Source organism: Chania multitudinisentens RB-25 (genome assembly GCF_000520015.2).
Classification (GTDB): Bacteria; Pseudomonadota; Gammaproteobacteria; order Enterobacterales; family Enterobacteriaceae; genus Chania; species Chania multitudinisentens.
Genome location: NZ_CP007044.2, coordinates 2139344 through 2154610 on the forward strand (window position 1 = coordinate 2139344; position 15267 = coordinate 2154610).

A 15267-nucleotide genomic window follows, 5' to 3' on the forward strand; every position below is an offset into this window, starting at 1 on the left:
TACTTGAGTAAGTGACTAGGGCTTCGCTTGTTGCTGCCCGGCATCTCGAAGTAACTCTGTACAGATTATATCAGATGTGACCAATCACGAGCCGGAACGGCCATTCAGTGCTGCGCTCAGTTCCTGGTGGCTTATATCCAGCGCCAGAAACTCGGTGAGGGCAATGAACATTCCGCAAAACATGTCCGGTGCAAGAGCAATCAGCCTGTCCCTGATCTGGGCTTCTGGCTGCCCATTTTTTGCCGCGATCAGGCTGACGACGCGGGAAAATGCGCGGGGGTGATTGATAAGCTGTTGCAGTGAGTTATCGTTCTGCAAGGGAGCCTGCTGCGGCTCACCAAGAACCTGTAAATCACTCTCCAGTGAGATGTCTCGGGAGGATTTGCCGAGCTTGATACGATAGATACCACTTTCGACTATCCAACCCCCGATCCCTGGATGATAGCAAGCCAGATCCTTCCAGTGCAGCTTCAGCGTAACTTGGCGAGTTTCCCCTGGTTGCAGAGATATTTTAGTGAAGCCTTTCAAAGCCTGGGGCTCTCGCAGTAGCTCCCCCTGAGGTGCGCTAATATACAATTGAACAATCTCTTTGCCGGCCATTTTCCCGGTATTGACGACTTCCAAACTGATATCCAATGTTTCGTTTGAGAGTAACGTTGATGAAGATAATTGCAGGTTATGATATGCAAATTGGGTATAACTCAGACCGAATCCGAAAGGAAATAGCGGGGTGATATGGCGTTTGTCGTAGTAGCGGTAACCAACGAAAAGGCCTTCGCCATAATAATGGCGTAAATTCTCCCCGGGATAGTGGAGCCAGGCCGGGGTTTCTTCCAACGTGTTGGGAATGGTGACCGTCAGTTTGCCGCTAGGGTTGATTCGCCCAAAAAGAATATCAGCGACGGCGCGCCCCATGCCCTGGCCAGCAAAGAATGTTTCCAGCACGGCCTTACAGCAGGGTAGCCAAGGCATCACCACGGCATCGCTGTTGGCCAGAACTACCACCACATTAGGCTGAACCTGTGCCACCGCGCGGATCAGGGCTTCATGAGTGGGTAAAATGTTGAGATCTTTACGGTCACCGTTTTCCCCATCTTCACCGATGGCGGTGCTAACAAAAATCACGGCGACCTCCGCCTGGCTGGCAAGCTCCACGGCTGCTTTCTGCGCTTGTTCATCTACGATGCTGTCGTTGGGAGTACCGATGGCATATTTGATTTGAAAATCACTGCTGGCGATGTCAAAAATCTCGTCCAGTGGTCGATCAAGTAGATAAGGTCGGGTTGTCGCACAGCCGGAACCTTGGATCACCGGTTCCTGTGCCGGTTTGCCCAGAATGGCAATTTTATGCACATGGGCAGGGGTCAGCGGCAGTAATTGCCCCTCGTTTTTAAGCAGCACGATAGATTCTGCCGCCAATTGTTGAGCCAATAGATGGTGGCGGTTGAGGTCTGCCCGGGTATTTTGGCGGCGGTTGCGCTGTACTTTATCAATCAGTGTCAGCATGCGCATACAGGCACGATCCAGTAAGTCTTGCGGGATATCCCCTCGCTCTATGGCGGCGAGTAACTCTTCTTTATAACCCCGGGTTTCCGGCATGGCTAAATCATTGCCTGCCAGCAATGAAGCCGGGCGATCTTTGATACCGTACCAGTCGGACATCACCAGCCCTTCATACTGCCACTCATCGCGCAGCACGGTGGTGAGCAAAAAGCGATCTTGAGAAGTCTGTACACCATTCAGTCGGTTATAAGAGGACATCACTGTCCAGGGATTGGATTTTTCAATAGCACGCTGAAAGCCAGCTAAATAGATTTCTCGCAACGCGCGTTCCTCAATCACTGAGTCCATCTCGGTGCGGCGATATTCAGAATTATTACCGGCAAAATGCTTGAGGCTGGCACCAACACCGGTATCCTGTAGGCCGTTGATCAGGGCGGCGGCGAGATCGCCACTGACAACCGGGTCTTCTGCATAATATTCATAGCCCCGCCCAGCCAGTGGTGTACGGCGAATGTTGATGCCGGGGCCCAGCAGGATATCGACGCCCATTTCCTGACATTCGCGCGCCAGAGCCTGGCCCATCTGGTATACCAGCTCGGTATCCCAGCTACAGGCGAGGGTAGAGCCATTGGGGAAGCAGGTTGCTGGTTTTGAGTGGCTGAAGAGTGCTTCCGAGCCACCTCTGGCTGGCTCTTGGTTCTGACCCAGATCGCCGGCGTTTTGTGTGATGACGGACAGGAAGTCATCCATACTCCAGTTTTCCCCATGGTCAATCTGTGCGGTGCTGTAGCGGACGCCATAAGTACCGTCTGTCATCACGATATCTTTTATTCCGTGCTGCGGCAGAGAGGACGTGCGCCACAGTCCGTTCCCGGTCAAAAAGGTCACTTTCTCCGCTGCGGACATGGCCGCAATCGTCTCTTGAAAATGGTTATTCATCGTTGAAATCCTTGGTATTACAGTGAGCTTTGTTTGCGTAGGGCAATCTTTTGTATGATATCCCGATAGGATTTTTCATTAAGGGAATAGAAGGTAACGAATATTCCACCGAGGAAAAACATGGCGGCAGGAAATAACGTCATCATAATGTTGATACCCTCTAAAGCACTGCTGCTAATATTTTCGGAACTATAATCAAAGTAATCCAGCATTAAACCGGCGCAACCACCGCCGATCGCCATGGCTATTTTGGTGATAAAGTTAAAGAAACCGTAGATAGCCCCTTCAGTTCGGACGTTATGTTGCCACTCGGCATATTCCACGGTGTCTGCAATCATTGACCACATGGTGACGAATCCCATGCCCAGCGTTATGCTGTAAAGGCAAACTCCGCCCATGATTAACCAGATGTTGTTGCCTGCCAGAAAGTATTGCATTAACAGACCTATGACACCTATTGCCAGTGCCAGCAGGGTCAGGTTCTTTTTCCCCATGGCAGCGATTAGCTTCTCGGAAATAACGGTGCCAGCAACGTAAGCTACAGACTGAATAGCAAAGAACTTGGCGGTGAAGCCTTCATCCCGAATAACATATTTAATGAAGTAAATGGCAATGGCCATCCAAACGGTATAGGCAATATAGAAAAATACTGTGAAAAGCGACAAATTAATCAATGGAATATTGCGGCTTACTGCCGTAAACATTTCTTTCAGCGTGGGCGAAACGGCAATATCCTCATCGGCAGCGACACGCTCTTTCGTCATACCGAAGCAGGCCAGAAAGAAGAAGGTCGCCAGCAACGCAAAACAGGAAACCGCGAAGACATATCCGGTATGTTGTTCAGTAAAACGGCTAATGAGGGCATCTGCGCTTGTGGATACAATCATATAACCGATAATAGCAAAGACGAATCGGTAGACGGACAGTGAAGAACGAGAAACCTCATGTTGTGTCAAACGGTTGGTGAGTGCCGAATAAGGTGTGTTAACCGCAGTATAAGCCAGACAATAAATGGTGTATGAAACTAAGGCGTAATAAAATTTAAGTTCACCGCCAAACGTGGTGAAACATAATATTGTGAGTATTCCTAGCGGAATAGAGCCATAGAGTAAATAGGGGCGTAATTTACCATGCCGACTGTGGGTTTTATCGACGGCGTAACCGATAAAAATGTTAAAAATAGCATCAATTACCCTGGCGATAACAAAGATTAAACTGGCTTCCGCTGCTGAAATACCATAGATATTAGTATAGAAATAGAGTAAAAAAAGGGACACAAAGCCAAATGAAAGGTTAGAGGCTAAATCTCCAAAGCCGTAGCCAATTTTTTCAAGAGTACCAATTTTTATATAGCTGTTAGAAAGTTTTCCCTGGTGTATATCCATTGTGATGACCTCCTGGATGGTGTTCCCATAGTATACTTTGGCGTTTTTATTCTTCTTTCCGTTATTTGTTCGCGGAGTTGCCTTTTTTTGTCTTTTTCAAGATTTCTAAATAGAATGTGATGGCTGTCACGGGGGAAAGATAAACGGCGTTATACCTAAAATAATTCAAGTTGCAGCGGCCCCGAAGGGCGATTAACAAAGCCAACGCACAGACAATGTGAAGTACGATGTGGATACATTGTTAGGAAAATAATGATCTTGGCACTTCTTGATAGCGGACGGTGAAATCTTGCTGCCGTCCGTTGGCATCGCTCATGCACCTTTAGCGTTGCTTGCGGAGCAGAGTGTGATGAAGGTAGCAGTGCGCGTGCGCTATGCAGGCTGCTTCGGTTATTCCGGCCATTTTTCTTAAAAGTAACCTTCCTGCCATATAATAAGTTGCCCTGTGTTAGAGTTCGTCAGTTAAACAGGGAGAGGGCAAGGATGAGTAACAGGAATGACATTATTGATGGTCGCCAAAGTCACCTGAAATATGGCCTGATTTATACAGAAGTTTTGTTCTGGGCGGAGTCGATTTCGGTCATGCACAATGCGTAATTCATACAAAATACTCGCTGTCGTTGCCGTTGTGATGGTTGCCACGCTGGCATATGCCTGGCCTTATATCGCCATGGAATTCGCGGGCAGTGCGCATTATAGCGAACAGGACACGCGGGAATATGAGTTTTACACTCCCGAGATACTGAAAAGAATGCCGCGAATCTCTCCCCGTTATGACTTTGATTTTGCAAATATCACCGGGCCGGCAACTCATGTATATGCTGTAAAATTTTATGATACGGAGGCAACCAAAGAAATTGAGGAGTATCTGGAATCCACAGGATACATGCAGGAGATGTGTGATTTTGAAGTGGTGTGCTGGCGTAGCAGTGACCCTCAGGAGTCAGTTTATGTTGGTACGTTGAATGGTGAAAAAACCGTCATTATTCAGGTTGTATACAACTTCACATAACCATTATTCTTGTTTGCGGTGATGGTGATCCCGGCGAAGTGGAAGCTTGAAGCCCTCTTTATCGCTAAAGAGGGCTGGGTAAAGGTCAGTTAGGCTTCTGTTTCAGCCACCACCTCTTTTTTGTCGGAATTCATGCAGCTGTAAATCACCGGCAGTACCAGCAGCGTCAGCACGGTGGCAAAGCCCAGGCCAAACATGATGACCACGGCCATGCTCTGGAAGAAAGCATCACTGAGCAGCGGTGCCAAACCGAGCACGGTGGTGAAGGCGGTCAGCAGAATTGGGCGTAAACGCGACGTAGAGGCATCGATAATGGCGTCCAGTATCGGTTTTTCCCGGCGCTGCAAACCAATCTCTTCCACTAACACAATACCGTTACGGATCAACATACCGCTTAAGCTCAACAGGCCGATCAGTGCCATAAAGCCAAACGGGATACCGGTTAACAGGAAGCCCAGCGTGACCCCAATCAGCGCCAGCGGGATGGTCAACCAAATCGCCACGGCATTTTTCAGTGAACTGAACATCAGCACGGTGATAATGAACATGATCACAAAGGCGATGGGCAGGCTGGTGAACAGCCCGGCTTGTGCCTCTTTGGTACTTTCATAATCACCACCCCATTCCAGCTCGTAGCCACGTGGCAGTTTGATGGCCTCAACACCCGGTTTGATGCGTTGCAACAGCTCTGCCGACGTTTCGCCGCTTGGGGAGCTAGGATCGGCCTGCACGGTCAGCGTCCGTTTGCGATCCAGGCGCATAATCAGCGGATCTTCCCATTCAGTAGAGAAACCATTGACGACGTTATCGATAGGAATAAACGCCTGCCGCGCCTGGCTCCAGATCATCACATCATTCAGCCGTTCGGCATTCAGGCGTTCAGAGTCTGGTGTCCTGAGCACAATCGGCATCAGCCGGGTGCCATCACGGTACAGCCCCACCGTCACGCCACCAAAGCTCATCCGTAATGCGCTGTCTATTTCGCGTTTATCCACCCCCAACTCACGGCCAAGATGATCGGAGAACTGCGGGCGAATCACTTTGCTGCGTTCTTGCCAATCGTTCATAACGCCATCAGCGTTTTGATCCGCACTGACCACTTGCTCTGCCTTGGCAGCGAGTGAACGCAGCACGTTCGGATCTGGCCCAATAAAGCGTGCTTCGATTGAGCTGTTATTGGACGGGCCGAACATAATGCGTTTGGCCTGAACATTGACCTGCGGATAATTCGCGCGCACATAGGTTTCTATCTGGCCGATCATGTCCGGGATCTGGTTCAGATGTTTGGCGCGCACCATCACCTGCGCATAGTTGGAGTATTGCCGCTGTGCGTTATAGGTGAGCATAAAACGCATGGCACCTTGGCCGATGGTGACCATGGTATCGCTGACGTCGGGTTGCTCCTTGATGTGCTGTTCGATCTTGGCAGCAATTTTTTCGGTATAAGCGATATCGGTGCTGTAGGGCAGCCAGAGATCGACAAAGAAAATCGGCGTATTGGACGGCGGGAAGAAACTTTGGCGCACGCTACCAAAGCCGATCACCGAAGCCACCATTAACGCCGCCAGTACCGATAGCGTAATGGCGCGCTGGCTCAGCAATTTACTTAACAGGTTGCGATAGACGCGGAACAGCCAACCATCATAAGGGCTTTTGGCGGGTTCATCGGCTTTCGGCTCTGCGATTTTCTGTTTCTCAAAGGCCCATTTGGTGAATACCGGTGTCAGGGTCAGCGCGGTAAACCAACTCAGCATCAGCGAGATCAGCAGTACCTGGAACAGTGACTTACAATATTCCCCGGTAGCGTCGTTCGACAAGCCAATCGGGGCAAATGCCAGCACGGCGATAATGGTGGCTCCCAACAGTGGGAACATGGTGCGTTTCACCACATTGCTGATGGCTTTCAAGGTATTTTCACCCTGTTGCCGCCCGACCAGCACACCTTCAACAATGACGATGGCGTTATCCACCAGCATACTCAACGCAATCACCAGCGCCCCGAGTGAAACCCGCTGTAGTTCGATGCTGAACAACTTCATCAGCAGCAGGGTACCCAGCACGTTCAGCGCCAGCGAAGCAGCGATCACAAGCCCGCTACGCACCCCCATGAAAATCAACAGCGTGCCGACCACGATCAGCAGTGCCAGCAGGAAGTTCATGATAAAGCCGTTAACTGCGCCTTCTACCTCATGAGACTGATCGTAGAAGATGCTGATATCCATGCCAGCCGGGCGTTCGGCCTCCAACTGAGCGAGACGGGCCTTAATCGCTTCACCCACCACGATCACGTTAACGTTCGGCGCAAAAGAGACACCGATGGAGAGCGCTGGCTTCCCGTTGGCACGGTAAATATTGTTTGGTGAGTGAGTGACCCCTTGCGTGATGGTGGCAATATCGCGCAGGTAGACGCTTTTGGCGCTGCCCGGTTCGCTGATCAGCAGGTTGCCCAGCTCTTGAACGTTGTCGAATTCCCCGGTTGGGTGCAGCCTGATCGACTCGCTGCCAACCAGCAAGTCGCCAGCGTTGGAGACAACGTTTTGCCGGCTCAGCAGATCGAACAGCCGCTGCGGGATAATATTGGCCGCAGTCATCTGGGCGCGAGAAATTTCGATCTGCACCTCTTCTGGCACGATACCGACAATCCCGACCTTACCTACGCCGGGAACCACCACCAGTTCACGGCGCAGCAGTTCGGCAAAATTGCGCAGTTCCTGATTGCTGTAGCCGGGGCCAGACAGCGAGAAGAAAAAGCCATACACATCACCGAAGTCATCATTGACGATGGGCGGGCTGGAACCCGGTGGCAAGCGCATGGTGGCATCATTGATACGGCGGCGCAGCACATCCCAGATTTGCGGCAGCTCGGCCGCGCCATACTCGGCGCGAATATTGATGGTGATCTGCGATAGCCCGACGCTGGAGATGGAAGTCACATTATCAATGTAAGGAAGCTGCTGGATCGCATTTTCCAGCGGCAGGGTGACCTCCTCTTCAACCTGTTGAGCTGAAGCACCATCATAACGGGTGACCACTACCGCGGTTTTGATGGTAAAAGCGGGATCTTCCAGCCTGCCGATATTCAGGAAAGCGATCACACCACCAATGCCCAGCAGCAAGATCGCCAGCCAGATACGCGTACTGTTGTTGATGAAGTTCTCTGTCAGTTTCATCACAGACCCCGCTCACGAACCCAGGCGCGCACTTCTTGATTGGGGCGCAATTCACGAGTACCGGCAGCGACTATCTGTTCACCATCAGCCAGGCCGGAAACAATCTGAATACCATTAGCGGTTAATTGCCCGGTTTCAACCCGGCGGGATTCAACAAACAGTTTTCCGTCGCGTGATTTAACCACCCACACATGGGGTTGATTACGCGGCGTATCGTCCGGGTTGAAGACGGCTTCTACGGGCACCACAATATTGCTGGTTTGCGCAGCATTGGCCAGGTTACCGAGGTTTATTTTTACACTGCCACTCATACCGGAAAGCATGGGCAAGTCCGATGGGCGAGGCATGGTCAGCGTCATCTGATAGGTTAACGAACCTGATGTGGTGTTAGTGGTGTGTTCTTTATAACTGGCAGTGAATTCTCGGCCAGGTAGATTATTCAGTACGACCCGTGGTTGATATTGCGCATTGTCATAATCAATGACGGCGAACAGGCTTTCAGGAATGTTGAAAACGACATCCAGTGAGTCCAGCGAATCCAGGGTGGCGATCGCTTGGCCGGCCGCAATAACCTGATAATTCCTGGCGCTGACCGAAGCAATAACGCCGGAGAAAGGGGCGCGAATCTGCATGTCGCTCAATTCTTCCTGGGCCAGTTTCAGTGCTGCTTGGGCTGAATCACGCGCTGCGCGCTGCACGTCCAATTCGGCGCGTGGAATGACATTGCGTGCGCTCAAGGTGGCGAAACGGTTGAACTGGGTTTGTGCCAAATCGAATGTTGCCTGACGATCTCTGAGGCGCAGCCGGGCATCATTGCTGTTGAGTTCAGCAATCAATTGCCCTTTACTGACTCGCTCACCTTCACGAACCAACAATTGTTGCAATTGACCCGGGCGTCTAAAAGCCAGATCGGTTCTGTCGCCCGCGATGACTCTGGCGGGGAAGATCCGCACGCCTTGTTGGGCACTGTTCATAACATCAAAAATGCTGACCGGACGTACGCTTTCGTTATTTTCAGGAGTCCCTCTGTCACAGGCGGAAAGAAAAAGTGTGAAAAGCAGCACGGCAACAAGTTTTATATTCACGATGCAATCTCTTAGGATCAGATTTTAAGGGAGCGATGATTTCACTTATTTATCCACACACGCTGCCAGCGCTGTGGCTTATCGCTCGTCTGGGCCTTCTCCGGCCGTCATTCACGCGGTAGCGAGAATGTAAACAACTCGTGGTCTCTGTTTGGATGAAGTAACAAACAACGAGCTAAACGTGCAAACAAAAAATACAGCGGTAAAACGTTAATCAAAATTTCAGATTATTCTTTTTTCCCCTATTATTACTTGAATTTACAATGAGATGCAATATTTTATGAACTTGCTCTCTGGTAAAATTCAGCCTTACAAGGCCGCAGCCCACAAATCAGCTCCCAGCTAGATTTGCCACTCGCTTACGGCTTTTAATAACTTTGCTGGAAAGAGAACCAACCGCTGTCATTCAGTAGCCTACTCAGCCCTTGGCCCATTTCCCCAACCTTAACCACCTCTTTTTGTCGTTGTTGTATTACTACGAGCGTAGGCCATAACTACGCTGGGCGACAGAGTAAATCTGCTATTTTAGTTACCCATGGTTGGCGCTTAAGAACGTCAGCGTTTCCTTTTGTTTCAACCACTCGCCACTTTGACAAGTTTAGTGCGCTTACAGAAATTATGATGGAATTATCTTTAGGTTACATTGCTCGGGTGTTGCAGATTTGCTTGGTGCTTTCGGAGGGCATGCTGAGGTTCCTGAATGGCAACGCATGCTACGCTTGTCTGTGTGGCTGAAAGGGAGCCATCGAATAGCGTTCCACGGCCAGTGAAACCTGTATGGTTAAGAAGACCGTAGGTGCTACACATGATAAGTTTAAATGAGAGAATAATTGAAACAGGATCTATATAGAGATTTAATATTGTGGAGTGCAATAGACAGTAAATATATTTAGGCATTTTTTTCTTATATCAATCTTATCTTTTAATTAAATTTTAAGCAGATAAAAGTCATTTTTATATTGAGGATTGTATTTTTTGAAGAATGATATTTTTTATACTAATGGTCTTTATTTTACCTTTAAAAATAATCATTAAATATCAATTGATTAGGTTTTTTTTAGAGTGGTATTCCGATGTTGTGAGTGGTTATCTACTTGAAATTTCACAGGTAACCCTGAAGAAATAATAATTATTCAGTTTGTGGTGTGGAATTTTTAAGCGAATATGGGTTAATTAAAAGTGAAATCCACAGTGTTTTTTCCTGGTTTGAACAGTTTTTCTAATAAGAATATTCTTGATTGCGCTAATAAAGCAGGGTACATAGTAACAGTCTGTAAGATGAAGCGCCGATAGTAAGGTTTACTTTGGTCTGCCCTATCAGCCTTTCGGTAGCCACCTACACCTCACAGTTTAGCGGTTGCCATGATTCTTTTTGAAAGAGGGGGAGTGGGATATCGGAACGAAGTGTTTTCTGCATATTGAGTAAAGTGAAATACTCAATAGGATGTTTTTTATACGATGCTCTTTGCAGCTTGGATATGCTTAACCGACAAGTGAGTTTGAAGTAACAGCGTTCAGATTTTACGCTGAGCATAAGCGAATTCCTAATATTGTGATGGAAAATGCCCATCACGTTTTCTTTAGCATTATAGCCATAGTTTGCAGGGTTAAATGAAAATCTAAGAAATATCCTTAGTGCTTTGTTTTTATTAAATCCCGAAATATCTGGTTGTATAAATGTGTGTTTTAATTAATATAAGAAAATACAAGAAATATCCTGTATTAATGTTTTTGTTATTTTTAAACATCATGTTGTTACGGTTAAAATTATATTGATCTGTTTCATGCGTCACGCTATCCTTCACCTCAATACAGATGGAATGTAAATAATCTTCCTAAGAATATACGCTTTAATAAAGGCATAATTTTTTATGCCTTTATATCAAGCGTAGATTTGTCTTATCATGATGATAGGCAATACTAGGTCTGATTTTATTTCACTTTTATATAAGGATGATGTCGTGAAAAAGGTTAATTTTACAGAAGCTAGCGCAATTGTTGGTGGTACTTGCACAACTACTTGTACTGTTCGCTATGTTAAAAACGGTAACACTTGTAATGCAGTGACTACCTGTGTAGACAAGAATGGTAAAGTACTCAGCACTGACTCTAAGTCAACGACTCTGACCAACTGTGGCATCATTGTTGAAGCCTAAGCATTAGTTTAATGCCCCTATTTCTTTAGGGAATAATTTCAGCGCTGATGCGATAGTAGTTATCGTATCAGCCTGTTTAAGAGGTGTGCTTTTAAATGGACAGGGATGTGGTTGCTGCTGGTTTATTACTGGTGCTAGCTGGTTAAAAAGACAACGAATATCCCTTCCGTTATAAGAGTTAACTGAATATGTTTTTTTAGGACGTATTTTCTATGTTCAAAAAACCCCTATATCTTATCGCTTACACCCTTTTGGTTATTGTTATATCCTCTTTGGTAACAACGGCTTATTTTCACTATTTTATTCTTAATCAAAATGCTGGTAATGATACAGAACAAGTCAGTCTGCGCTCGGTCAGTGATCAAGATATTCAAAATAGCCCGATAAAAGATGATAATACTATTATCGAGTTATTTTCCTATGCTTGCCATTATTGTTCATTGAATGAGGAAAATATTAGCAAGTTGGAAGCACGGATGCCACAGGGGGCCAAATTGATCCGCTTGCATGTCAATGGCGATCAGATGGGCGTCTTTTCAGATACTGCATCGCTGTTTGCCACATTGGCCGTGATGGGGATTGAACCACAACATCGTGCAAATGCCTATAAGGCGGTTATCAAAGATAGAATCGATCTGAATAACCCCAAATATCGTGATAGTTGGTTAACCGATAATGGTATCGATCTTGATGCATACGCAAAAGCCAGCCAATCACCGCAAGTGAAAGATCTGCTGAACTATATGACTGAGGTTTCTCAGTACTATAAAGTCAATGCGACACCCACGTTTATCGTTAATAAAAAATGGTTAGCGATACAGGATCGTGATTTCCCTGAGTTCTCCGATCATCTGTTGTCATTGCTACAACATGATAAGCCACTGGAGCAATAATGCGTTTATTTGCCGTGTGGTTTTATTTGGCGTGGAGAAATCTTCTCACAAAAATAGCGAGGGGTTTCAATCCAATCCGCTTTGCGCACGGTAAAGTGCTTTGTTGGATGCTGCGGTATGGTGATTACCGGTTACTGCTCTGGTTGGCAGCGCTTGGCCGTGGGTTGAAGCTGAGTAAGCGGGGGGAGCGTATCCGGGGTTTTGTCGCCGCAGCCAATAAGCAATGTCTGATTGCCGATGGCCGTCAGGTGAATTTCGTTAAGATCAGTCAGCGTCGTCGCTTGCTGAATCTGGCCGCTACCTTTGGGCAAAATCCACAGATATTGGCGCAGTTAGAACGTTGTAAAGCCGAGCTGAATGCGGTGGTTGAGCCGCTGCATCAAGCGGGGTCGCCGGTGGTACTGGCTCCGCTGCACATGGTTTCTGATGTCTTGGCCGGTATGGTCGGTGGGGGCGTTTATCCCGGCCAGGCTACAGTGATCGTCTCTGCCAGCGTTGAGATATATCAGGAAGAAGCCCGGCGGCAAGGGGGGGTTAATCTTTCCTACTGTTCTATTCATGATGATAACCGTGCGATTGCTGGCAATCTGATGACGGCAATTATGGAAGCGGTTGAGCATCAGCGAAATATTATGATCTTCCCCGATATCACGCCTGATTACACCGTGAATACCAATGATGCGGAAACGGCGAAGCTAAATTGCACATTATTTAATCGTTCGGCTAATTTACACAGCGGCATTATTCGTATAGCCCGAGCGTTGTCGGCGCAGGTGGTTTTTTATTATTTGTATTACGACAAAGGAATAAAAATTCACATTTATCCGGTGGTGCCGGCACGTAGCCTTAAAACCAAATTGCCGGAAATTATTGAAACATCAATCACCCAGCACCCTGAAGATTGGCTGCTATGGCACTCACATTCGTTATTTTTTATCAATGAATAACCTGGAAATTAAAGAAATCAGATCATGGAAAAGATAATCCCGGCGCTGGTGTTTCAAGGCGAAACGAATGAATGTGGGTTGGCCTGTCTTGCCATGATGGCAGAAACTCAGGGTATCAGCGCACCGCTAGAGAGTTTACGGGAGCGTTATCCTGCCTCACAGCATGGTACTTCGCTGGCCACGCTGTGTACCATCATGTCTGAGCTGGCGATGCCGGCTTATCCCGTGGCGTTTGAACATGATGAACTGGCCGAGTTACCGCTTCCTGCCATTCTGCATTACGGCGCTAGCCATTACGTGTTGTTGGCCTATCGCAAAGGAAATTATGTCTGTGTGATGAACCCGGCGATTGGGCAACAGTTGTTGCCTATCGAAGCCTTGAAGCAGGAGATCAGTGGCTATGCCCTGGTGCTGGACGGTGAGACACCGGCCGATCCACAGGCGCTGGCTAACGTAAAGCGCAGCAAGCGTTTCAGCGCGCTGGAATGCATGAGCTTGAAAGAAACCGCAGGGATTCGCGGTATTTATCGCCTGATGGTGCTGGCGTTCTTGATTTCATTAACCCTGTTTATCATGCCAACGATGGTGAGCAGCGCCATCAATAAAGTGTTCTCCTCGGCAGGGGAAACCGATTTCCCGTATTTCTATTTCCTGTTGGCTTTTGTGGTATCAACAACCCTGGCTTTTGCCGTGCGCTGGGTGACGGAACGCTTTATCAAACGTTTTGTGGTGGTTAACAGTGTGGCGGGTTTTTCGCGGTTGCTTAGTAATTCCCTGAACTTTTTTGATAAGCGTGCGCCGGGAGAAGTGTTCAGCCGTTTTTCCAACTGGCAACTGGCTTCCGGGATCAAGATTGAGCTGGATAACGGCCTGCGTACAGACTGGATTATTGGGGCGATTGCCCTGGCGGTGATGTGCTACATGAGCCCGCAGTTGGCGATGGTATCTGCCATCGGCGTCACGCTGATGGGGCTGGTCAGCATCTGGGCGATTTATCGTGATCGTTTTTATACACAGCAATTGCAGGTAAAAACGGCTGAGCAAAGCGATTTTATTCTGGAAAGTATTCAGGGTTTTTCCACCATCAAATCTGCCGGTTTGGACAGCCAACGCAAAAGCCTGTTTGCCAAGTATGCGTTGTCATTATTTACCTGCCGCCAGCAGCAAAACGTGTATGAACAGGTAAAAAGCAGCCTGTATCAGCTTATTGGTAGCCTGGAGATGGTGTTCTTTATGCTGCTGGCATTGCCACTGTTGAAAAAAGGCACCATTAGTCTGGGGGAATTCTTTGCCTACAGTTTTGTGCGCGAGATTTTTACCTCGTACATCACCAAAATTTTCTATGCCATTTTGCAAAAGAACCAGCTCCATGTGATCGACACCCGCGCACGCGACCTGTTCCCGACGCAGCCGGAACCTAATCAGCCTGAAAACGCGGTGCCTGCGGCGATCCCGCTATTCACCTCACAACTGCGCTATCGCAATATTGCTTTCGCCTATGATGCGCAGCAACCGGTATTGCATGATTTATCTTTGACGCTGAAACCGGGGCAAAGCATTGCCATTGTTGGTGAGTCCGGGGCGGGCAAAAGCACCCTGCTGAAAGTGATGACGGGGTTGATGGCTCCCCAGCAAGGGGATGTGATGGTTGACGGTCAGGCGATCGATTATCGCCAGGTGCATTCCTTGTTTTTCCTGCAAAGCCAGGAAGATATTCTGTTCAATACCTCGGTACTACAAAACATCACACTGTTTGATGAGGATTTCGATGAGCATAAACATCGGCGGGTTGAGCGTTCACTCAAAGGGGTGAACCTGAATTCGGTGGTGGAGAAGTTACCGGGGGGCCTGAATGCTCTGATCCGTGAAAGCCATGCCGGGTTGTCTTTGGGCCAGCGCCAGCGCCTGCTGTTGGCCCGTGCGATGTACAGCAACTGCCCGGTTATGGTGCTGGATGAGCCGACCGCCAACCTGGATGAGGAGACAGCGCACCAGGTAATGACCACGTTGTTGATGCATTGCCGTGAATATAAAAAAACGTTGATCACCGTGACGCACAGCGAAAGCGTATTGCCGATGTTTGACCGGGTTTACCGCATGTCCGGTGGCCGTATGGAACCTGTTTCTGTGGGGGTTGAACCTCAACCGGCTTTAACGACGGCGGTGTGCTGATGAAG

8 protein-coding genes are annotated in these 15267 nt (G+C 48.2%); 4 read left to right on the top strand and 4 right to left on the bottom strand.

Going from position 1 to position 15267, the window contains the following annotated elements:
- Positions 1–84: 84 nt before the first annotated feature.
- Both Z042_RS09455 and Z042_RS09460 read right to left on the bottom strand, forming a co-directional pair.
- Positions 85–2442, bottom strand: a complete 2358-nt coding sequence (locus Z042_RS09455; protein WP_024910072.1) for a beta-glucosidase family protein — start codon at positions 2440–2442, stop codon at positions 85–87.
- A gap of 17 nt (positions 2443–2459) precedes the next feature.
- Complete coding sequence (locus tag Z042_RS09460; RefSeq protein ID WP_024910073.1) at positions 2460–3827, bottom strand: MFS transporter; 1368 nt, start codon at positions 3825–3827, stop codon at positions 2460–2462.
- A gap of 589 nt (positions 3828–4416) precedes the next feature.
- Here Z042_RS09460 and Z042_RS09465 point away from each other — a divergent pair.
- Positions 4417–4839, top strand: a complete 423-nt coding sequence (locus Z042_RS09465; RefSeq protein WP_024910074.1) for a hypothetical protein — start codon at positions 4417–4419, stop codon at positions 4837–4839.
- Between the two features lie 89 nt (positions 4840–4928).
- Here the strand turns inward: Z042_RS09465 and Z042_RS09470 are convergent, their stop codons facing one another.
- Both Z042_RS09470 and Z042_RS09475 read right to left on the bottom strand, forming a co-directional pair.
- Positions 4929–8009 (bottom strand): efflux RND transporter permease subunit, encoded by a 3081-nt coding sequence (locus tag Z042_RS09470; protein ID WP_024910075.1) that lies wholly within the window; start codon positions 8007–8009, stop codon positions 4929–4931.
- Positions 8009–9094 (bottom strand): efflux RND transporter periplasmic adaptor subunit, encoded by a 1086-nt coding sequence (locus tag Z042_RS09475; RefSeq protein ID WP_024910076.1) that lies wholly within the window; start codon positions 9092–9094, stop codon positions 8009–8011. The genes Z042_RS09470 and Z042_RS09475 overlap by 1 nt, the downstream gene beginning before the upstream one ends.
- A gap of 2368 nt (positions 9095–11462) precedes the next feature.
- On the opposite strand from Z042_RS09475, the gene Z042_RS09480 reads away from it, so the two are divergent.
- From Z042_RS09480 to Z042_RS09490, 3 genes are read left to right on the top strand one after another with little or no spacing between them, the layout of a single operon-like run.
- Complete coding sequence (locus Z042_RS09480; RefSeq protein ID WP_024910077.1) at positions 11463–12143, top strand: DsbA family protein; 681 nt, start codon at positions 11463–11465, stop codon at positions 12141–12143.
- Complete coding sequence (locus Z042_RS09485) at positions 12143–13090, top strand: lysophospholipid acyltransferase family protein (protein WP_024910078.1); 948 nt, start codon at positions 12143–12145, stop codon at positions 13088–13090. The genes Z042_RS09480 and Z042_RS09485 overlap by 1 nt, the downstream gene beginning before the upstream one ends.
- A gap of 24 nt (positions 13091–13114) precedes the next feature.
- Positions 13115–15262 (top strand): peptidase domain-containing ABC transporter, encoded by a 2148-nt coding sequence (locus Z042_RS09490; RefSeq protein ID WP_024910079.1) that lies wholly within the window; start codon positions 13115–13117, stop codon positions 15260–15262.
- The last annotated feature ends 5 nt before the right edge of the window (positions 15263–15267 follow it).